Source organism: Streptomyces sp. NPDC046862, from assembly GCF_040704615.1.
GTDB lineage: Bacteria > Actinomycetota > Actinomycetes > Streptomycetales > Streptomycetaceae > Streptomyces.
In genome coordinates this window covers 119,347-139,885 of sequence record NZ_JBEYXP010000023.1, presented here as the reverse complement: position 1 = coordinate 139,885, position 20,539 = coordinate 119,347, and the positions used below count along the sequence as shown (strand labels likewise).

Sequence of the window (20,539 nt, the reverse complement as noted above, 5' to 3'; positions counted from 1 at the left end):
CGGCCCTCGGGCTGCGGCACCACACACCTCATTTGCCTAAAGGCTTTAGGTAAATGCATAATCGATTAGGTTCAACGAGGGGATGGTTATGGCACGCGTGGGGCTGACCCCGGAACGCCTGGCCCGGGCGGGTGCGGAGCTGGCCGACGAGGTCGGCTTCGACGAGGTGACCGTCTCGGCCCTCGCCCGGCGGTTCGACGTCAAGGTGGCGAGTCTGTACTCGCACGTGAAGAACTCCCACGACCTCAGGACCCGGATCGCCCTGCTCGCCCTGGAGGAACTGGCCGACCGGGGCGCCTCGGCCCTGGCCGGGCGGGCGGGCAAGGACGCCCTGGCCGCCCTGGCGAACGTCTACCGCGACTACGCCCGCGAGCACCCCGGCCGCTACGCCGCGGCCCAGCTGAGGCTCTCCCCGGAGACGGCGGTCACCAGCGCGGGCCCAAGACACGCGCAGATGACCCGGGCGATCCTGCGCGGCTACGACCTGACCGAGCCCGACCAGACGCACGCGGTCCGGCTCCTGGGCAGCGTCTTCCACGGCTACGTCAGCCTGGAACTCGGGGGAGGCTTCAGCCACAGCGCGCCGGACACCCAGGAAACCTGGACACGCGTCATCGACGCCCTCGACGCACTGCTGCGGAACTGGCCCGCACCGGCCGCACCCTCCGCACAGACCAGCACATCGACATAGACCGGCACATCGATCGACAAGGTTGAGGCACCGCACACCATGGACACCAACTGGATCACCACGCCCGTCACCGCTGGCCTCCTGCGCGGCGCCCTCGACGTGGAGCGCACCGAGCACGGCGTCCTGCCGCACCGGCTGCCGGCCTGGGCCCGCGCCCAGTACGCCGACGGGCAACTGGCCATGGCCGAGTCCCAGCCCTCGGGCGTACGGCTGGTGTTCCGCAGCCGCGCCACCGCCGTGGAACTCGACACGCTGCCCACCAAGCGGCTCTACGTGGGCGCCCCGCCCCGCCCGGACGGCCTGTACGACCTCCTCGTCGACGGCCGCCCGGCAGGTCAGGGCAGTGTGGTGGGCGGCAACACGATGACCATCGACATGACCGCCGGGACCGCCGAGACGCGGACAGGCCCGCCCGGCACCCTCCGCTTCACAGGCCTGTCCGACGCCCTCAAGAACATCGAGATCTGGCTTCCGCACAACGAGACCACCGAACTCGTCGCCCTGCGCACCGACGCCCCGGTCGAGCCCGCCCGTGACCCCGGGCGCCGGGTGTGGCTGCACCACGGCAGTTCGATCAGCCACGGCTCCGACGCGGCGAGCCCCACCAGCATCTGGCCCGCGCTCGCCGCCTCCCTCGGTGGCGTGGAGCTGGTCAACCTGGGCCTGGGCGGCAGTGCCCTGCTCGACCCGTTCACCGCCCGCACCATGCGCGACACCCCGGCCGACCTGATCAGCGTCAAGATCGGCATCAACCTGGTCAACGCCGACCTCATGCGCCTGCGCGCCTTCACACCCGCTGTCCACGGCTTCCTCGACACCGTCCGCGAGGGCCACCCCACCACACCGCTGCTGGTCGTCTCGCCCATTCTGTGCCCCATCCACGAGGACACGCCGGGCCCCAGCGCTCCGGACTTCACCAACCTCGGCGCCGGACAACTGCGGTTCGTCGCCATGGGCGATCCTGCGGAACGATCCGCCGGCAAGCTGACCCTGGGCGTGATCCGGGACGAGCTGGCCCGCATCGTGGAGCAGAGGGCGGCGGAGGACCCGAACCTGCACTACCTCGACGGCCGCGACCTCTACGGCGAGTCCGACGCGGCCGAACTCCCGCTGCCGGACCAGCTCCACCCGGACGCCGCAACCCACCGCCGCATCGGCGAGCGTTTCGCCCGGCTGGTCTTCGACGCCCCGGGCGCCTTCACGGACCGCAGCGGCTCAACCGACTGAACCGGCCGAAGCAGCCGAAAGGCGCCCGAGAACGGACACCGCCTAGGAGCCGTGGGTCGGGCGGTGCAGATAGACCCCGACGGGCTCACCGACGAGCTTCCCCGCGCGCAGGACCTGGTGGCCCCTCAGGAAGGTGTCGGTGACCCGGGCGGTCAACTCGAAGCCCTCGAAGGGGGTGTACTCCTGTGTCGACTCCGACTCCGCGGCCCGCACGGTCCAGGTGTGGCCCGGATCGACCAGCGTGATGTCGGCGTCGAAGCCGGGCGCGATGGCCCCCTTGGTGCGCAGCCCGTAGCGCCGGGCCGGGTTCCAGGACGTCAGCGCGGCGATCCGGCCCAGGGGCAGGCCCCGTTTCGTGCCCTCGGTGATCACTCCGGGCAGGAGGTACTCGGCGCCACCGAACCCGGACCGGGCGAGGAAGACGTCGTCCTTGGGCTCGCCGAACTTCACCTCCTCGCGGCAGCACGCGTGGTCGCTGACGACCCAGTCGACGGTGCCGTCGAGCACGTACTCCCACAGCGCCTCGACGTCGTCGCGCGGCCGCAGCGGCGGGTTGACCTTGCCGCCGAGACCGTGCGCGGTGGTGATGTCGGCGAGCAGATGCCCGACGGTGACCTCGCGGCGGAAGTCGATGTGGGGGAACGCCCGGCTCATCCGCACGGCCGCGTCGACCGCCTTGCGGGACGACAGGTGCAGCAGGTTGACGGTCGGCAACCCGGTCTCGTGTGCCAGGTAGGAGGCGATGGAGACCGCGAGCCCCTCGGAGTGCTGCGGCCGGGAGGCGCTGTAGGCCGCGAGCCCGGTCAGTTCGCCCGCCTCCTCGACCAGCTTGGTGTAAGCGGTCATGATCTCGGCGGTCTCGCAGTGCAGGGACAGCGAGATCTCGTCGGCGAGGCCGGGGAACCTCTCGCGGGCCGCCTGCACCCCGCGCATGACGAACTCGAAGTGCGCGTAGTCGTACCGCTCGTCCTCGGGGATCATCAGGAACGCGTTCTGGTCGGCGGACCTGCCGTGCAGCCCGTGACTGCCGTAGAACATGAAGACCTTGAACGACGTGACGCCGAACCGCTCGACCAGGTCGGGGATCTCGGCTATGTGGCCGCGCGATATCGGCGCGAGGTGGAAGGCGTAGTCGATGTGGGCGCGGCCGGAGGCGGCTGCCAGCACCTCGGGGAAGAAGTCGGCGTACGCACCGCCCTTGTTGAGGTAGTACCGTCCGGTTCGCATGTAGGTCAGGGCGGTGGTCACCCCGCCCTGCGCGCACGCCCGGCTCTCGGTGACCGCGTCCTCGGCCAGCGGGTTGTAGATCCCCCAGTGCTGGTGGGCGTCCACGACACCGGGGAACGCCAGCCTGCCGCCGGCGTCGACCACACGACGCGCGCCGGCCTCGGCGATGCCGGGAGCCACGGCGGCGACGCGCCCGCCGCTGACGGCGATGTCCGCGGTCCTGGGGTCGTCATGGTCGTGGCTGACGACGCGGGCGTCCTTCATCACCAGGTCGTACTCGGTCACACGGGCCTCCTGCCTCTCGTCTGATCCTGAAGTCCTCATGCGCCGGACACCCGGTTCTCCTCGGCCCAGAAGACGAGGCGCTTCTGGGCGAACCGGATGACGAAGTGGGCGATCAGCCCCAGTACGGAGAGCACCACCAGCACGGCGAACATCCCGGCGATGTCGAAGTTGTAGTTGGTCTGCAGCAGGAGGTATCCCAGGCCCTCCTTCGCCCCGATGAACTCGCCGACGACGGCACCGAGGATCGAGAAGACGATCCCGATGTCGAGACCGGCGAAGATGAAGGGGAGCGCGCTCGGCAGCCGCACCATCCTGAACACCTGGAACCTGTTGGCGCCGAACACGGTGAGCATCTCGATACGGTCGGCATCGGCCGAGCGCAGCCCCTCGATCACGTTGACCAGCACCGGGAAGAACGAGATCACCGCCGCCATGACGACCTTGCTCGTCATCCCGAAGCCGAACCACACGACGAACAGCGGCGCCAGCGCCACCTTGGGCACCGTCTGGAAGGCGACGACGTACGGCATGAAGGTGCGCTCGATCAGCCGTACCTGCGAGATCGCGGTGCCCAGCACCAGCGCCGCCCCCACGCCCAGCAGGAAGCCGTACAGCGACTCCAACACCGTGACCTTCAGATGGCCCCAGAACAACGGATCGGACAGCTGCGTGCGCAGCGCGGCGAGGATCTGGGAGGGGCGCGGCAGCACGTAGTCGTCGATACCGAAGGCGGGGACCGCGAACTCCCAGACCAGGACGACGACCACGAACACTGCGGGAACGAGCAGCAGTTCGGGGCGCTCCCTCGGATCCACACGGAGCCGCTTCATGAGTCGAACACTCCGGCCGCGGCGAAGTGCCCGCGGATCCGCTCCACATGGGCCCCGGCACGGTCCGAGGCCATGACGCCGAGTGCCCGCGGGCGTTCCAGGTTGATCCCGACGATCTCCGCGACCCGGCCGGGACGGGGACTGAGGACCACCACCCGGTCGGAGAGGAAGACCGCCTCGGGGATCGAGTGGGTGACGAACACGATCGTCTGGCCGCTCTCCCGCCAGATCCGCAGCAGTTCGACGTTCATGTGCTCGCGGGTGAGGGCGTCGAGCGCGCCGAAGGGCTCGTCCATCAGCAGCACGGCCGGGTCGTGCACCAGGGCCCGGCAGATCCCGGCACGTTGCTGCATCCCGCCGCTGAGCTCATGGGGGTACTTGCCCTCGAAGCCGTCGAGGCCGACCATGCCGAGCAGTCTCTCGGCACGCTCCCGGTACGGTCGGGTGCCGAGCCCCCGTACCTCCACCGGCACCATCACGTTCTGCAGAATCGTGCGCCACGGAAGAAGGGTGGGCGCCTGGAAGACCATGCCCACCTCGGGCAGTGGCCCCGTGACGTCGCGGCCCGCGACACGGACCGTGCCCTCGCTCCTGGGGACGAGCCCGGCGAGGATCTTCAGCAAGGTCGTCTTGCCGCACCCCGAGGGCCCGACCACCGAGACGAACTCACCGTGCCGGACGGTGAGGGTGATGTCCGAGAGCGCGTGGGTCGGCGGGGACCTGCGCGGCCGGTAGATCTTGTGCAGTCCGTCGACCTCGATCCAGCGGTCTTCGTCCATGACGGCTTCCTGACCTCCCTGCAGGTGGCGTCCGGTCGCTCGCTACTTGGCGGCCTTCGCCTTCTCGATCACCGCCGCGCTGTCGAAGTCGTTCGCGTCCCGGAGCAGACTGTCGTCCCACAGTTCCGCGACATCGACGTCCTTGGTGACCTGGCCGGACGCCTTGGTGTAGGCAGCCGTCTTGTTCCACTCGGCGTCGCTGATCGCGCCCCAGTCCTTGAAGCTCTCGGGCTCACCGGCGGCGGGAACGGCGGTCCTGATCCAGGCGTCGAGGCTCTTGCTGTCGTCGCCGATCCGGTCGTCGGCCTTCTTGCCCGTCAGCAGCCGCGGGAAGACCTCGTAGCCGTCGCGCATCGCGGCCTCGGGGTTGACGGCGGAGAAGAGCAGCGCCTTGTACGAGGCGCGCAGGTAGCGCGTCAGTACGTCCTTCTTCTCCTTCAGCGTCCTCTCGGTCACCGCGAACGTCAGGGAGCGGATGCCCTCGAAGGCATCGGAGTTGGCGAGGTAGCGAAACGTCGCGCCGGTGTTCTCGATCGTGGTGTACGCCTGCGTGAACAGTGCGAGCACGTCGACCTTGCCGTCCTGAAGCGCGGACAGGGCCTGCGCGCCCACCCCGACCGGCAGCAGCTCGATGTCCTTGGCCGCGTCCAGGCCGGCGTCGTCGGCGTAGGCCCGCGCGTAGATGGCCGAGCCGGAGGCGAGGCTGATGACCCCGATCTTCTTCCCCTTGAGGTCGGCAGGGGTCTTGATCTCGCTGTCCGGCCGGACCGCCATGCGCCACGGCCAGTTCCGCACCAGGCCGCCGATGGCTGTGACGGGGACGCCCTTCTCCCGCGCGGCGAGGACGGCTCCCGCGTCGGCCGGTGTGATGTCGGCGCTGCCCGAGGCGACGGCCTGGACCGCGGCGACGGAACCGTCGGTGCTGATCACGTCGACCTTGAGCTTCTCCTCGGCGAAGTAGCCCTCGGCGTCGCCCACCGCGTACGTGGCGACCTCCTCCTTGGGAGCGACGACGGCCGAGGCGATGGCCAGGTCGAGTGTCGCCCGGCCGCCTAACTCGTCTCTGGAGGACGGCGAGGGCGAGGAATCCCCGTCCCCGCAGGCGGAGAGCGGGGCGAGGACGGCAAGGACGGCGGCACTGACGCCGAGTCGCAGGGCGTGCTTCAAGTCGGGCACCTCTTTCGATCCGATGGACCAGGTGGCATTGACGCGCTGTTCAGCGATGGGGACGAGACCGGCATGGATCACGGTGCTGTCGCGCTGCTCGCTCAGTCGTCGGGCCGTACGCCCTCGCGGCGCTCGTCGACGAGCCGCCGGGAGACGTCGGCCGGCCCGGCGGCAGGCCTCCAGAATGTCGGAGGCGGACCGGACGCGGAAGAACGACTCCTCGGTGCACCCGGCATTGTTGTGGGGCGCGGCTCAGCCGCGGCGCTTGATGGCGCACTCCTTCTCGGTCAGCGCACGCGCGTCGCCGGCCACCCTTCTGCACACGACACGCGACTTCGAGGCCCCGTCGTCGGCGCGCCAGACCTCCCTCAGGACGATGCTGTGGCCCTTCCTGTCGCCGTAGAGCGGTGCGTCGGTGAAGTCGATCGTGCCCGTGGCCATGCCCTGAAGCTTGACCGTTCTGAGGTTCACCCAGGTCGCCGCCCGGCTCTGCGGGACGCCGTCACGGGTGGCCGCCCAGTACAGAGCGCGCGTCGCGTCGTGGGACAGGGCCGTCTGGCCGCTGGCGAACGCGGGCGTGTCGTAGCGGACGGGCTGCTCGCCGAGCCCCGGGAGGTACTTCCGGGCGTCCTCGTAGAACCGCGTCCCGGAGGCCGCCTCCTGCAGCTCGGCGAGCGCGGCGTGGTACAGCGTCACGTTCGGGGCCACCGCGTCCTCGCCCTGGGAGAAGTCGGCCTTGGAGAGGTCGTCGCCCGTGATGACGGACATCTTCTTGCGCGCGCAGCCGGGTTCCGTGCCGAGCTGGGTCATCAGGGGATCGACGTCCTCGACACGGCCCGCGAAGTAGATCACGGACGGTACGCGGCCGCCACGGCAGATCTTCTCGGTGTGCAGACGGAACTCGGGCTTGCCGCCGTTGAGGGTGTAGCGGCGCTCGCGCAGGGGCGTGAAGCCGTACTTGTCGAGCATCGCACCGCCGTAGCGCGCCTGTTCGGTGGTGTAGCGGTCGTCGGTCCTCTTCGTGTCGCGGGCCAGTACGAGGGCGTACTGCGTTCTGCCGGGTGTGCGCAACTGCTGTGCTATAAGGCCGAGTTGAGCGGACTGCCATTCGTCCGTGGCGGCCAGGCTGAACCAGTTGGCGAAGTCGCGCGGCAGGTAGGTCGCGGAGTTCGTCCCGGACACGACGGGCAGCCCCGCGTTCTGGAGCCTGCGCGTCGTCGCCGTACTGGACTTCAGGTCCCGTCCGGTGCCGACCACCCCCACCACCGTCGGGTCCTTCGCCGCGTAGGCGGCTATGGCGTCGGCCATGTCGGTCTGGTGGTGCAGATCCACGCCCCCGTTGGCGACCAGGACGCGCAGCTTCACCGTGAAGGTGTCGTTGATAACGGCCTGCGCCAGGTACACGCCCGCCAGTTCCTCAAGACCCTTCACCGGCGAGGAGCCACCGTCGGGGTCGGCGCTGAGCGGGCCCGCGTACACCACGGTGACGTAGCGGTCCGGGTGCTTGGCGAGGACCTCGTCGTTCTCCTTGGCGATACGCCCTTCGACCTCGCCGACGGACCAGGGCGCCCCGTGTCCGTCGGACAGCGCCTTGGCGCCGGTCTCCCCGGTGCCGTGCGGCAGCCAGTCGGAGAAGCGCACGTCACCCGTCGCGATCCCTATGCACTCGGTGCCGCCGTCCGGTGCGGGTCTGCGCTCCGTGTCGCGGTTGGCGGTCAGTACGGACGCCGAGCAGTATTCGTCGGAGAGCCTCTCGGTGCGCCAGGCGGCGGTCGCGACGGTCAGGACCAGCACCAGGGCGAGCGTGTGCAGGGCCCACACCACGCGGGCGACGGTGGGCCGTGTGGCGGCCTTCACGCAGTGCCGCTGCCGGTCCGGGAGCGGTCTCAGTTCGTCCTGAGGGAGCGGGATCTTCAACACCCAGGGCAGAACCGCCCGTTCGCGGCTCGGCGACTGCTCCGCGCGCAGGTTCCGCGCCCACTCGTCGTACCAGCCCCGCAACCGGGCCTGGAAGCCCTGGTCGGGACCGCCGGCGTGCACGCCCTGGACGACACTGCGCTCCAACCGCCGTACGTCGGTGGCGCGTACGGCCGCGACGAGGAGCAGCGGGTCCAGTTCGCTGCGGCGGCTGCGCACGTCGCTGACCGCCTTGATCAGCTCAAGGCCGCCGTTGTCCGGGCCGGCCTGCGGCACGAACAGCATGGGCGGCCGCAGGCGTTTGAAGCCGCGCAGATCCCAGCTCCGGCGACGGTGGTTGTCCCGCAGGTCCTCGAACAGGGCCAGTACGTAGAGCTGCAGCTGGAACTCGTGGCCCGCCTTCAGCGCCTCCGCCACGTCGTACGCACGCGCCGCGATCGCCTTCCAGGAGCGGACCGGCCGCAGCAGCGACACCTCGGTGGGACGGTCCTGGGCGGCCGCCCTGAGGAAGGTCGTGGTCATGAACCAGCGGCTCTCCCGGCGCAGCCACAGGAAGATCGGCGCGCGCCCGGGCAGTACGTAGTTGAGCACCGCCAGCAGCAGCAGGAAGCCGACGCCGGACGCCACGGCCATGTACCAGTCGCTTCGGGCGAGGAGCGCGGCGAGGACCGTCACCAGGCTGGCCGGCAGGATGTGCGCCATGTCGAACATGGGCAGCCCCGAGTGCCAGCGGGCGGTCCCCTCGGGACGCCACCGCTGTTTGGCCAGCTGGTTCAGCAGGGCCTGCGCGGGATCGTGCCCGGTCTCCGGGGGCGCGGACCCGGTGCCCGGGCCGGGCCAGTCGGCCCCCAGAGCGCGGACGGCGTCCTCGATGGCGTGCACGAGCCGGACACGGGGGAAGGCGTACCGCCGGTAGATCGAGTGCCGGCCGCCCCACTGCTTCGGGTCGCCGAGATCCCGTACGAGACGTGCGGCCCGCAGGACCTCCGTCGAACCCTCCTGTGCCGTCGGCGCGACCGCACAGCGCGTCCCGTGCGCGTTCTGCCCGTTGTGCAGTTCGCCGACGAGCCCGGTGACCTGGCTGTCGTCGGCTGCCTCCTCGGAGTGCAGGACCACGACAGGCATGGGTGGCTCACTGGTGGTCCGAAAGTCACTGATGAGCGTCTCCAGCTGCCGCTGGACCTCGATCCCGCCCTCGGTCGACATCCCGGGATGATCCGCCGAGCAGGTCGGTAGTCTGTCACGATCCCCGTTGCGCACGTCCGTTCCCCCCGTTCACTTCGCCCACCGGCAAGCTCAACCGACTTCCTGTGGGACAGAAGTGCTTTCCCTCGTACCTCCGTGCACTAAACGAACTCAGGGGCGACGAAACGACAACGGGACTGACGAAACGACAGGTTCGGGCGTCAGGCGGCGCCGTTCCAGTCGTACGGTCCGCCGCCGCGCCACTCGATCAGTTCGGGGTCGTCGATGGCCTTGTCCTCGGTGGGCAGGTCGGCGCCGTGCAGGAGGTCCAGCACGTCGAACAGGCTGTACGCGGTGCCCGCGTCCTCGCCATGGATCGTCACCTGCCGCCCACCGTCCGGTGAGGGCGGCAGCACCACCACAGGGGCACGGCTGTCCATGCCACCACCATGCACCGGAACGGGTCGCCCCGCAGTTCCACAGCCCCAGGCGAGTGGGGCGGCGGCCGGATCGCGGCCACGGAGATTGCAGTTCTCTTCTGGCATGTAGTACTTCTTATACATGAGCGAGCAGGTGCACAACAGGTTGGCGATGGTGCGCGCCGAACGGAAGGTGTCGCGTCAGAGCCTGGCCGAGGCCGTGGGGGCGCACTACCAGACCATCGGCTACATCGAACGGGGGCAGTACAACCCGAGCCTCGACCTGGCCCTGAAGATCGCGAAGTACTTCGGGTTGCCGGTGGAGGCGCTGTTCTCCCTCGAACCATTCCGGCCGCTCACCGACGAGGTCTACGGGAGGAAACAGCCATGACGACGACGCGGATGACCCGCTACGACCGCAGCATGCTGAGGCTGATGAACGACCCCAGGGGGCGGCCTCTGTACGCCACGGCCGCGCGCCGACGCCTGGCCGTGGCCGCGCATGTCGCGCTCACCGTCGCCATCGGGGCGCTGTTGGCCCACTTCTACCTCGCGAAGGCGGAGCCCTTGTGGGCTGGCGTCGTGATGGCGGTGCTGTTCCTGCCGTGGATGGTCGTCACCGGAGTGATCAACGGTGCCACCCGAGGCCTGCTGGAACTGCGCGAACACGCCCTGGACGAGCGGCAGTCGGCCGAACGCAGGCGAGTCCTGGCCGTTTCCCACAGGGCGATGACCCTGCTGCTGGGCGCGGCCGTGGCCGCCCTGCTGATCGCGGGCGCGATCGGGGGCGACGCGCTCACCGCGTACGCGGCGCCCCTTCTCGTCGCGGTCCTCGTGCCGCATTGGCTGATGCCGTTGTGGGTGGCCGGGCTCATGGCTCGGAACGAGCCGCTCGACGAGGTTGACGAGCTGGACGAACTCGACGACAAGGGGCCCGCGGGCCGGCCGCAGCCGAGCGTTTCCTGATGCGGGCGTTCAGTGTCCGCAGGTCAGGGTCGCCACGGAGCAGAACCCGACCTCGGGGTAGCGCGGAGACGGCTGGTCCAGCAGCGGCTGAGGCCTGTTCCGGAGGTGCAGATCGAGGAAGGCCCCGGCGTAGCGGCGGGTGATCCGGGCTGCCCGGGAGGCCGGCAGGGTCGCGCCGATGTCGAGGCCGAGCTGTTCCGCGAGGAGTCCGACGTCGGTGAAGGAGGCGTGCTCGGCGCCGGCGACCACGAGCCAGCGCTTCCAGCCGGTCAGGTGCTCCCAGTCGCGCTCCCAGGCGGCGGCCGGGCCGCCGGCTCCCGGGGTGTAGACCGACTGCCGGCCCAGGAACAGGAACGGCCGCGACAGACCGCTGTCGGGGAGCGGCAGTTCGGTGGTGCCGTCGATGTCGATCCCGGCGCGTATCCGGGAGTCGGCCACCATGGCGGCGCCGGCACTCGCACCGCCGACCGAGTGGCCCACCATCGCGATCCGGCGAGGGTCGATCAGCCGAGTGCCCGTCCACTGGGGGCGCGGTCCCGTCAGTTCGTCGAGCACGAAGGACACGTCGGCTGCCCGGCCCGCCACGAGCTTCTGCCAGAACGCCTTGTCATGGTCGACCTCGCAGGCGGCGCAGGTGGTGACTCGCCCGTCGGGGAAGGTCGTGGCGACGTTCTCGTACGTGTGATCGACTCCGGCCACCACGTAGCCCCTGCTCGCCAGCTCCTCGGCCAGCGTGGTGAGCGTCGCGCGGGGTTTGGTGAAGCCGGGCGAGAGCACGACCAGGGGCAGACTGTGCCGGCGTCCCGCGGGCCGCGCCTCGCTGACCGCGTTGGTTCGGGTCGTGCTCAGCGCGTCGAGTGGTACGCCGGTGATGCCGCCGTCCCGCAGGAGGAGCTCGGACTCCGTCGGTGTCATGTACGGGGCCCGCCCGCCGTCCGACGGCTCCGCCGGGTACCACAGGGAGACCATGAGCTCCCGTGCGTTCCGGTCGGGGACCCACGGGTCGGGTCGGGAAGTGTCCGTCAGATGGAGGAACGTCCTGCCGACCGGGTGCCGTCCGGTGGGTCTGGGCAGGTACGGCGTGTCGCTCTGGCCGGCCGACGCGTCGGTGGACAGGCGTGCGGCGGAACCGGCTGAGACGAAACCGCCCGCGGCGGAGGCGTCCGAGGCGGTACCGCCCGCGGTGGAGATGCCTGTGGTGGAGGCGCCTGGGAGGGGGGCGCCTGCCGCGGAGGCGGGCGGGCACGCCGCCGCGACGAGGAGTCCGAGGACGGCGGCAAGTCCTCGGCGCGGCATCCGGTACCGCGGCGTTGGCGGTGGGCTGCCCGGGGCCGTGCTCCCGTCGTCGTGGCTCCTGCCTCCGTGGCTCACGGCGGCCGGGCGGGTCGGCGGTGCGGTCATGGTCGTCTCTCTCCTTCGGTCGTCAACTCCGGTCCCCTGGACGCTAGGAGCGGGACCGGACCGGGCGCGTCGGTCGTCGGGACGGCTTCGGCTGACGCGTCCGGAGGACACCGGCCGGCGTCATCCCCGCGATGTAGTCGATCGATGTGTCCCGGGTGCTCGCGATGACCATCGGGAGGGATGTCGCCGTCCGCGACGTCGGAGAGAATGAGCCGGTGACGACCGTGCCAAGGGCGGACTTACAGCGGGAGCAAGTCGTATGGGACCGGGTGAGGAGGTGGCGCGGACCGGACCGATCGGGCCGACCGGGGCAGTGGGTCGCACTGCTGACGCGCCCGACCGGCCCGGCGTCCCGGCCCACCCGGCGCGGCCAGGTCTTCGACGCGGCAGTCGCGCTGGCCGTCGGCATCGGCGCCGTCTACTACGTACTCGACAACATGACCGCCGTCGTCGACCGCGGAGACCGGCCCGCGCCCACGCCTGGCGAGTGGATCGTCCCGGTGATCATTGGGGTCGTCGCCGCGGCACCCTTGGCGCTGCGGCGCCGGTACCCGCTCGCGGTCCTCTGGATCGTGCTGGCCGCCGTCATGGTGACGCCGCACGACGCGCCGCGGCTCACCTTCTACGCCTGTGTCGTCGCGGCGTACAGTGCCGCGGCCTACAGCCCCCATCGCGTGCCGACACTGGCGAGCCTCGCCGTCGCCGTGCTCCTGGTCGGCACCGACTCGGCGCTGCCCACGGTCCCGGACCAGTACGCCCCCTACCTCATCCTGGTGCCGATCGTCGTGGCGGCCAACGGTCTGCGCACCTGGAAGCTCAGGACCGACGAGGGCCACAGACGGCTGTCCGTGATGGAACGGGAGCGGGCCGAGGCGCTGCGCCGCGCGGTCGAAGACGAACGCGCCAGGATCGCCCGCGAACTGCACGACGTGGTGACGCACAACGTCAGCGTGATGGTCATCCAGGCCGGCGCCGCCCGCAAGGTCATGGACGCCCATCCCGACCAGGCCCGCGAGGCGCTCCTCGCGGTCGAGGCCGGCGGCCGGGCGGCGATGACAGAACTGCGGCATGTCATGGGACTGCTCACCACGCACCGCCACGGCGGCCCCGGCGACCCCGACGGCCCGGACCTCGCGGAGCCGCCACATCCCGCAGCTTCGGCCGGGGCGGAAGGCAGCCTGGAAGGCATGGTGGATCTGGCGCCCCAGCCCGGCCTGGACCAGCTGGAGACACTCGTCGCGCGGGTGCGCGACACCGGGATGCCGGTCGAGCTGACCGTGACCGGTCCGGTGCGTCCGCTGCCGCCCGGCGTCGAACTGGCCGCCTACCGGGTGGTGCAGGAGGCACTGACCAACACGGTCAAGCACGCCCCGGGCGCGAGCGCGGCGGTCACCGTCGACTACGCCGCCGACCACCTCCGAGTGGGCGTCACCGACACCGGCACTCCTGGCACATCAGGCACACCGGGTACACCGGGTACGCCGGTGCCCCGTAAGCCGTCCGTCACCGGTGCCACCGGAACCGGACGCGGGCTGATCGGCCTGCGTGAGCGCCTCGCCGTCTACGGCGGAACCCTGCACACGGGGCCGCACCGCGTCGGCGGTTACCGCGTCACCGCACTCGTCCCTCTGGAGGTCTCGTGACCGGCTCACCGCGCGTGGTGATCGCCGACGACCAGGCGCTGGTCCGCACCGGCTTCCGGATGATCCTCACGGCCGACGGCATCGACGTGGTGGCTGAGGCGACGAACGGCACGGAAGCCGTCGACGCGGTTCGGCGCACCCGGCCCGACGTGGTCCTGATGGATATCCGCATGCCGGAACTGGACGGTCTGGAAGCCACCCGGCGCATCCTGACCGGTGCGGGTCACGAACCCCGAGTGATCATGCTGACGACGTTCGACCTCGACCGGTACGTCTACGCGGCCCTGTCCGCCGGGGCAGCCGGTTTCCTCCTCAAGGACATCACTCCCGAGCACCTCGTCGCCGCCGTCCGCATGATCCGGTTCGGTGACGCGCTGCTTGCCCCGGCCATCACCCGCCGTCTCGTCGAACGGTTCGCCCGTCAGGACCCCCGCGCCGCCGCGGCCCACCGCGACCTGTCCGCACTGACCCCACGGGAACTGGAAGTCCTGCGGCTGCTGGCCCAGGGCCTGAGCAACGCCGAACTCGCCGGCCACCTCCATCTGGCCGAGACCACCGTCAAGACCCACGTCGCCCGCATCCTCGCCAAACTCGGGCTCCGCGACCGCGTCCAGGCCGTCATCGCCGCCTACCGGACAGGGCTCGTCAGCCCCACGGGGGACGAGGAGGCCTCGCCGGCCGCCGACGCACAGCCTTGATCGTCTCCCGCGCGCCGCGCGCCGCGCCCCGTGCCGCGTACCGCACACCGGGAACAGGCGCGTGACCTGCCCGCTCGCAGGTCACCGCGGTGGGTGACACACTTACCAGGTGGCCGTCTTACCGCTTCCGGGCGGTACGTTTCCGGCACACCGCGTCCGGTGCCCGCACCGGTGCTGTCTGCCTGGCGGTCCTGCCAGGGTTCCTCCTTGCCGGCGCTGCGGCGTCCTGCCGGTACTCCGCCCCTGAGGCGTCTGGTCGTGCCTCGCCTTCCGGGGAAGGACAGAGGAGGTCTCTCGGATGAAGACCCGTATTCGCGACGCTGCCGTCGCCGTCGTCGCGGTGTCGGCGGCCGTCGCACTCGCGGACTGCGGACAGGGCGGGGGCGGCGGCTCCGGCGGCGGGAGCGACACGCGCATCGGTCTGCTGTTGCCGGACGCCACGACGGCTCGCTGGGAGACGCAGGACAAGCCCCTCATCGAGAAGGAGATCAAGGAGCTGTGCGACGGCTGCACGGTCGAGCACGCCAACGCCAAGGGTGATGTGGCCACGCAGCAGCAACAGGTGGACTCCATGATCACCAGGGGAGTCGACGCGATGGTACTCGTGGCGGTGGACGCGAGATCGCTCGGCGCCGCGGTCCAGAAGGCACAGCAGGCGAACATCCCGGTGATCGCCTACGACCGCCTCGCGGAGGGCCCGATCTCGGGCTACGTCACCTTCGACGGCGAGGAGGTCGGCAGACTCCAGGGCCGGGCGCTCCTCCAGGCCATGGGTGACAAGTCCGACGGCGGCCAGATCGTCATGATGAACGGCGACCCCAACGACCCCAACGCGATCGCCTTCAAGAAGGGCGCGCTGTCCGTGCTCAGTGACAAGGTCAAGATCGGCAAGGCGTACGACACACCCGGCTGGCGGGCCGAGGTCGCCAACATGAACATGTCCTCGGCGATCTCCGCCCTCGGCGCGGACAACATCGACGGCGTCTACGCGGCCAACGACGGCCTCGCCGCCGGCAGCATCTCCGCGCTCAGGGCGAACAAGGTCAGCCCGCTGCCGCCGGTCACCGGGCAGGACGCCGAACTGGGCGCCGTACGACGCATCGTCGCCGGCGACCAGTACATGACGGTCTACAAACCCTTCGCGCCCGAGGCCAAGGCCGGCGCCGCCATGGCCGTGGCAGCGGCCCGCGGGGAGAGTCTCAACAGCATCGCGAAGGACTCGGTGCGTGCCAGCACCGGCAAGACGGTGCCCGCCGTTCTGCTCACCCCGGTGTCGGTGACCGCCGGCACGATCAAGGACACGCTGGTGAAGGAGGGCGTGTACACGGTCCCGCAGATCTGTACCCCGCAGCTGAGGGCGGCCTGCGAGAGGGCCGGACTCACCGGATAACCCGGTGCCCCATCGACCGGGCCCGCGTCGGGAAGTCGGGAAGGAGATGCCCGTGCCGCCTCCACCCCTGCTGGCGCTGCGCGGCGTGTGCAAGCGCTTCGGCGTCGTCCAGGTGCTCAACGACATCGAGCTGGAGGTGCGCGCCGGCCAGGTCGTCGCGCTTCTGGGCGACAACGGGGCGGGAAAGTCCACCCTGGTGAAGGTGATCTCGGGCGTCGCCCCGGCGGACAAGGGCGTCATCGAGTGGGAGGGCCGGGCGGTGCAGATCAGGCGCCCCCACGACGCCCGGGACCTCGGCATCGCCACCGTCTACCAGGACCTCGCGCTGTGCGGGAACCTCGACGTCGTCGGCAACCTCTTCCTCGGCCGGGAGATCCGCAGGTTCGGGTTCCTCGACGAGGTGGAGATGGAACGCCGCACCCGGGAGCTGCTGGACCACCTGGCGACGGGTGTCCCCGATCTGCGGGCTCCGGTCGTCTCGCTGTCCAGCGGCCAGCGGCAGACGGTCGCCATCGCCCGCTCGCTCCTCGGCGAGCCCCGTGTACTCCTTCTGGACGAACCGACCGCCTCCTTGGGCATCCGGCAGACCAACGAGGTCCTGGACCTCGTCGACCGGCTGCGCGAGCGGGGCCTGGGGGTGCTGCTGATCAGCCACAACATGGGTGACGTCAAGGCACTCGCGGACCGGGCCGCCGTCCTGCGACTCGGCCGCAACAACGGGTTCTTCGACGTGAACACCGTGTCCCAGGAGCAGATCATTTCCTCCATCACCGGCGCCACGGAGAACGTGCCCCGCCGTACGGCTTCCCGGGAGGAGGAGTGGTGAAGGAGAGACGCCGAACGGCGGACGAATCCCCGGCCGGCCCCGACACCTCCAGTACGCGGGCCCGTCGGCCGCACCGTGGGCGGCGCGTCGCCGACACCCTGGAGAGCCGGGCCGCCGCCTTCCGGCTCAGGCTGAGCGTCGGCGAACTGGGTTCGCTCCCGGTCGTCGTCGTTCTCATCGCGGTCTGGATCGTCTTTCAGTCCCTCAACGACAACTTCCTCTCACCGCGCAACCTCTCGAACCTCAGCGTGGACATCGTCGGTACGGGTCTGATCGCGGTCGGTATCGTCTTCGTGCTGCTCATCGGCCAGCTCGACCTGTCGGTCGGCTCCGTCAGCGGTCTCGCGGCGGCCGTCTTCGCCGTGCTGAACGTGAACAACGGTGTGCCGGAATGGCTCGCGCTCATCGTCGCGGTGCTCACGGGTACCGTCGTGGGGGCCATCCAGGGCTTCTCGTTCGCGAGAACGCGCGTGCCCGCGTTCGTCGTCACGCTCGCGGGGCTGCTGACCTGGAACGGCCTGATGCTCTACATCCTGGGCACCAGCGGCACCATCAATCTCGACGAGAACGGCCTCGTAGCCGACCTGACCAGCTACTACTTCAACCACGACAGCGCCGCCTACGGTGTGGCGGCGATCGGGGCGGGCCTGGTCTTCCTGACGTCCTACCGGGACAGGCAACGCCGCAAGGCGGTCGGCATGCCGCACCGTTCGCTGCTCGAGATCGGGATGCGCACGGGAGTGCTCGCGGTGGTCGCGTTCGCCGCCGCGTTCGTGCTCAACCGGTTCCAGGGCCTGCCCCTGGCCTTCCTGATCTTCCTCGTCGTGGTCGCAGCCTTGGACGTGGTCCTGCGTCGCACGCACTACGGGCGGCAGGTCTACGCACTCGGCGGCGGCGTCGAGGCGGCCCGCCGTGCCAGCCTCAGGGTGATCCGCGTGCAGACGGCGGTACTCGCCGTCTCGGGCACGATGGCGGCGGTCGGCGGACTGTTCCTGGCCTCCCGGATCACCTCGGTGAGCCAGGCCTCCGGCTCCGGTGTCCTGTTGCTGAACGCCATCGCGGCGGCGGTCATCGGCGGCACCAGTCTGTTCGGCGGACGCGGTACGACCTGGTCCGCGGTCCTCGGCATGCTGGTCATCGAGTCGGTCGCCTCGGGCATGGCGATCACGGACACCCCGGTCGCCGTCCAGTTCATGATCACCGGTGGCGTCCTGTTCGCCGCGGTGGTCATCGACTCCTTCGCCCGGCGGTCCCAGGAAGCACACGGCCGCGCCTGAACCCGAGCACGTGGTTTGGATGAAGATCCAAGATTTGGGCTCGGTCTGCTTCTCGTCTTCTGCCGGATCGACTCGTGGGCCATAGTGACGCAATGACGCGATTCGGAAGTGAGTTTCCGCATCGCAGAAGTTGCTAGGAGGGGTGCCCGTGCCGCCATCCATACCGTCCCCCCTGCGACGTGCCGCACGTCTGCTGCGCACGTCGCTGTTCATCCAGGTCACCTGCGCGCTCCTACTCGGAGTCCTGGTCGGACGGCTGTGGCCCGGTGTGGGCACAGCCGTCCAGCCGCTCGGCGACGGATTCGTACGGCTCATCAAGGCGGTCATCGCACCCTTGGTGTTCTGCGTCGTCGTCACCGGAATCGCCAAGGCCGGAAACCTCAGAGCGTTCGGGCGGATCGGGTTGAAGGCCCTGATCTGGTTCGAGGTCGCGACCACCTTCGCCCTGCTCATCGGGCTGGTCGCCGCCAACCTGGTCCAGCCGGGCGCCGGTATGAACGTGGATGCCTCGAAGCTCGACTCCTCCGCCGTGGCCGCCAAGACCGGCGGCGGCGAACTGCCCTCGACGAGTGAGTTCGTCCTCCACGCGCTTCCCGACAGCGCCGTCGGCGCGTTCGCCGAGAACTCGCTGCTCCAGGTGCTGGTCCTCGCCTGCCTCGTCGGCGCCGCGCTGCTGCACCTGGGCCACACTAAGGTGCCCGCGATCCTGCCCGCCGTCGAGCAGGTCCAGGACATCGTCTTCACCGTCGTCGGCTTCGTCATGCGGCTGGCGCCCCTCGCGGTGTTCGGTGCCACCGCCCACCTGGTCGGCGAGTACGGGCTCGGCGTGATGTCGACCTACGGCAAGCTGATCGGCGTCTGTTACGCCGTGGCGCTCCTGTTCCTCGCCCTCCTCGCCGTCGCCCTCAAGGCCGTCACCGGACTGAGCCTGTGGAAGTTCGTGCGCTACACACGGGAGGAGATGCTGCTCGCGCTGGGCACGGCCTCCAGTGAGACCGTCATGCCGCGCATGATGCAGAAGCTGCGCCAGGCGGGCGCCCGCGACGACGCCGTGGGCCTGGTGCTGCCCACCGGCTACTCCTTCAACCTCGACGGCGCCTCGATCTACCTCTCCATCGCCACGCTGTTCATCGCGCAGGCGGTCGGCGTGGACCTCAGCCTGGGCCAGCAGATCACGGTGGTCCTGATGCTGATGCTGACCAGCAAGGGCATGGCGGGCGTGCCCGGATCGGCCTTCCTCGCCCTGTCCGCCACCGCGTCCGCCCTCGGTGTCATCCCGGCGGGTGCCGTCGCCCTGCTGCTCGGCGTGGACCGCATCATGGACTCGATGCGCGTCGCCACGAACCTGCTCGGCAACTGCGTCGCGGTCTTCGCGGTCTCCCGCTGGGAGGGTGCCCTGGACATGGTGCGCGCCAAGAAGGTTCTGGGCGGCGACATCCCCTTCGTTCCCGATGACGACGACCCGCGTACGCAGAGCTCCGGTGATTCCAAGAGCTCCGTTGATACCAAGAGCTCCGGGGAGCCCCGGACGGAGTCCCTGCCGTAACACGACGGCCCCGTGTCCGGTCGCCGGGCACGGGGCCGTTCTCTCCCCCTCACGCCCCGCCTCGTCGTACGCGGCACCGTCGCCGGGATGAATGGGGCAGAGAAATGAAATCGCCCTTTTCGATGGGGAGTTGTTCGCGCGGGGCCTCTTGACGCCACACTTCGCGGCTGGATACTTGCGGGCATCGGGTTATCGGAGTCGCTTGGACATTTCGTTCGACACGCGGCTTCCTGCTGCGGGAATTCAGAAAGCGCGCACCCTTTGTCCCTCGCCGACATCAGGCCTGTTCCATACCTGTTCCATATCTGTTCCATATCTCGAACGGCGCGTGCGGTTCTGCTCGGAAATGCGATTCCTGATTCCCCCAAATGCCCCCCACAGGAGGAACCCCCCAATGAGTTCACGACGGGCGCCGAAGCGCACCGAGCGAAGGACCATACCCTGGCGCAACAGGGCGGTCGTGGCCACGCTGGCAGCCGCCGCGCTGGCCGGGCCCGGCGTCGCGCAGGCCGCCCCGCAGGCCGCACCCGTGTCCCAGGAACAGGTGGCGGCGGCCACCATCACCTGGACCCTCGAGCGGGCGAGCAACCCCACCCAGGACCAGCAGACGGCGTACAACCTCATCACGGCGGCCATGAACGCCGGCGTGGCGCGGTACAACAATCTCAGCGACCTGGGCAAGAGCATCACCGTCCGCTACGACCCGAGCGTCCCCACAGCTGACGGCAACATCAACGGGACCATCCGCTTCGGCAACCGCAGCTACATGACGGAGAGAACCGCCCTCCACGAGATCGCCCACACCATCGGCGTGGGCACGAGTGCGGGCTGGTCCCGCCTCGGCGGCAACGGTACCTGGACCGGCGCGCAGGCCACGGCACTCGTCAGGCAGTTCGATGGTTCGGCCGCCAAGATCTCCACCGGTGGTGGGCACTTCTGGCCGTACGGCCTGAACTACGACAACGAGTTCTCGAACACGGCGGCCGACCGCCACGTCCAGATCGTCGCCGCCATGGTGCGTGACGGTTTGTAAGTCCCAGGGCCATGTCCGGGGGTGGCAGCCGC

General features: G+C 70.0%; 18 protein-coding genes. 11 read left to right on the top strand and 7 right to left on the bottom strand.

From position 1 onward, the window contains the following. Positions 1-88: 88 nt before the first annotated feature. Together AB0959_RS25590 and AB0959_RS25585 are read left to right on the top strand one after the other, a co-directional pair. Positions 89-691: a WHG domain-containing protein gene (locus AB0959_RS25590; RefSeq protein WP_366828867.1), complete on the top strand. Its 603-nt coding sequence runs from the start codon at positions 89-91 to the stop codon at positions 689-691. Positions 692-730: 39 nt separating this feature from the next. Next, positions 731-1,918 (top strand): GDSL-type esterase/lipase family protein, encoded by a 1,188-nt coding sequence (locus tag AB0959_RS25585; RefSeq protein WP_366828866.1) that lies wholly within the window; start codon positions 731-733, stop codon positions 1,916-1,918. 42 nt (positions 1,919-1,960) lie between these two features. Here AB0959_RS25585 and AB0959_RS25580 read toward each other — a convergent pair whose 3' ends face one another. The 6 genes from AB0959_RS25580 to AB0959_RS25555 all read right to left on the bottom strand — a co-directional run bounded on the left by AB0959_RS25580 (position 1,961) and on the right by AB0959_RS25555 (position 9,748). Beyond that, positions 1,961-3,430 carry a dihydroorotase family protein gene (locus tag AB0959_RS25580; RefSeq protein ID WP_366828865.1) on the bottom strand — a complete coding sequence of 490 codons (1,470 nt, stop codon included), beginning with the start codon at positions 3,428-3,430 and terminating at the stop codon, positions 1,961-1,963. Between the two features lie 35 nt (positions 3,431-3,465). Beyond that, positions 3,466-4,260 (bottom strand): ABC transporter permease, encoded by a 795-nt coding sequence (locus tag AB0959_RS25575; protein WP_366828864.1) that lies wholly within the window; start codon positions 4,258-4,260, stop codon positions 3,466-3,468. Beyond that, positions 4,257-5,039, bottom strand: coding sequence for an ABC transporter ATP-binding protein (locus AB0959_RS25570; protein WP_366828863.1), 783 nt, complete (start codon positions 5,037-5,039; stop codon positions 4,257-4,259). The genes AB0959_RS25575 and AB0959_RS25570 overlap by 4 nt, the downstream gene beginning before the upstream one ends. 42 nt (positions 5,040-5,081) lie before the next feature. After that, positions 5,082-6,215 carry an ABC transporter substrate-binding protein gene (locus AB0959_RS25565; RefSeq protein ID WP_366828862.1) on the bottom strand — a complete coding sequence of 378 codons (1,134 nt, stop codon included), beginning with the start codon at positions 6,213-6,215 and terminating at the stop codon, positions 5,082-5,084. Between the two features lie 243 nt (positions 6,216-6,458). Further along, entirely contained in the window at positions 6,459-9,329 is a 2,871-nt protein-coding gene (locus tag AB0959_RS25560; protein ID WP_366828861.1) for an ABC transporter substrate-binding protein, read from the bottom strand. A gap of 200 nt (positions 9,330-9,529) precedes the next feature. After that, a complete protein-coding gene (locus AB0959_RS25555; RefSeq protein ID WP_366828860.1) occupies positions 9,530-9,748 on the bottom strand; it encodes a hypothetical protein in 219 nt (72 codons plus the stop codon). Between the two features lie 121 nt (positions 9,749-9,869). Here AB0959_RS25555 and AB0959_RS25550 point away from each other — a divergent pair, with 121 nt between their 5' ends. Further along, positions 9,870-10,118 carry a helix-turn-helix transcriptional regulator gene (locus AB0959_RS25550; protein ID WP_152771042.1) on the top strand — a complete coding sequence of 83 codons (249 nt, stop codon included), beginning with the start codon at positions 9,870-9,872 and terminating at the stop codon, positions 10,116-10,118. Next, positions 10,115-10,693 carry a hypothetical protein gene (locus AB0959_RS25545; RefSeq protein WP_366828859.1) on the top strand — a complete coding sequence of 193 codons (579 nt, stop codon included), beginning with the start codon at positions 10,115-10,117 and terminating at the stop codon, positions 10,691-10,693. The genes AB0959_RS25550 and AB0959_RS25545 overlap by 4 nt, the downstream gene beginning before the upstream one ends. Before the next feature lie 9 nt (positions 10,694-10,702). Here AB0959_RS25545 and AB0959_RS25540 read toward each other — a convergent pair whose 3' ends face one another. Continuing rightward, positions 10,703-12,094, bottom strand: coding sequence for an alpha/beta hydrolase (locus tag AB0959_RS25540; RefSeq protein WP_366828858.1), 1,392 nt, complete (start codon positions 12,092-12,094; stop codon positions 10,703-10,705). Positions 12,095-12,258: 164 nt separating this feature from the next. On the opposite strand from AB0959_RS25540, the gene AB0959_RS25535 reads away from it, so the two are divergent. The 7 genes from AB0959_RS25535 to AB0959_RS25505 all read left to right on the top strand — a co-directional run bounded on the left by AB0959_RS25535 (position 12,259) and on the right by AB0959_RS25505 (position 20,507). After that, positions 12,259-13,737, top strand: a complete 1,479-nt coding sequence (locus AB0959_RS25535) for a histidine kinase (RefSeq protein ID WP_366828857.1) — start codon at positions 12,259-12,261, stop codon at positions 13,735-13,737. After that, positions 13,734-14,435 carry a response regulator transcription factor gene (locus AB0959_RS25530; protein WP_366828856.1) on the top strand — a complete coding sequence of 234 codons (702 nt, stop codon included), beginning with the start codon at positions 13,734-13,736 and terminating at the stop codon, positions 14,433-14,435. Before AB0959_RS25535 ends, AB0959_RS25530 begins: the two co-directional genes overlap by 4 nt. 298 nt (positions 14,436-14,733) lie before the next feature. Then, complete coding sequence (locus tag AB0959_RS25525) at positions 14,734-15,825, top strand: substrate-binding domain-containing protein (protein ID WP_366828855.1); 1,092 nt, start codon at positions 14,734-14,736, stop codon at positions 15,823-15,825. Between the two features lie 52 nt (positions 15,826-15,877). Further along, positions 15,878-16,651 carry an ATP-binding cassette domain-containing protein gene (locus AB0959_RS25520; RefSeq protein ID WP_366828854.1) on the top strand — a complete coding sequence of 258 codons (774 nt, stop codon included), beginning with the start codon at positions 15,878-15,880 and terminating at the stop codon, positions 16,649-16,651. Positions 16,652-16,749: 98 nt separating this feature from the next. Next, entirely contained in the window at positions 16,750-17,928 is a 1,179-nt protein-coding gene (locus AB0959_RS25515; protein ID WP_366828907.1) for a sugar ABC transporter permease, read from the top strand. 148 nt (positions 17,929-18,076) lie between these two features. Then, complete coding sequence (locus AB0959_RS25510; protein WP_366828853.1) at positions 18,077-19,474, top strand: cation:dicarboxylase symporter family transporter; 1,398 nt, start codon at positions 18,077-18,079, stop codon at positions 19,472-19,474. Positions 19,475-19,868: 394 nt separating this feature from the next. Beyond that, positions 19,869-20,507 (top strand): hypothetical protein, encoded by a 639-nt coding sequence (locus AB0959_RS25505; protein WP_366828852.1) that lies wholly within the window; start codon positions 19,869-19,871, stop codon positions 20,505-20,507. The last annotated feature ends 32 nt before the right edge of the window (positions 20,508-20,539 follow it).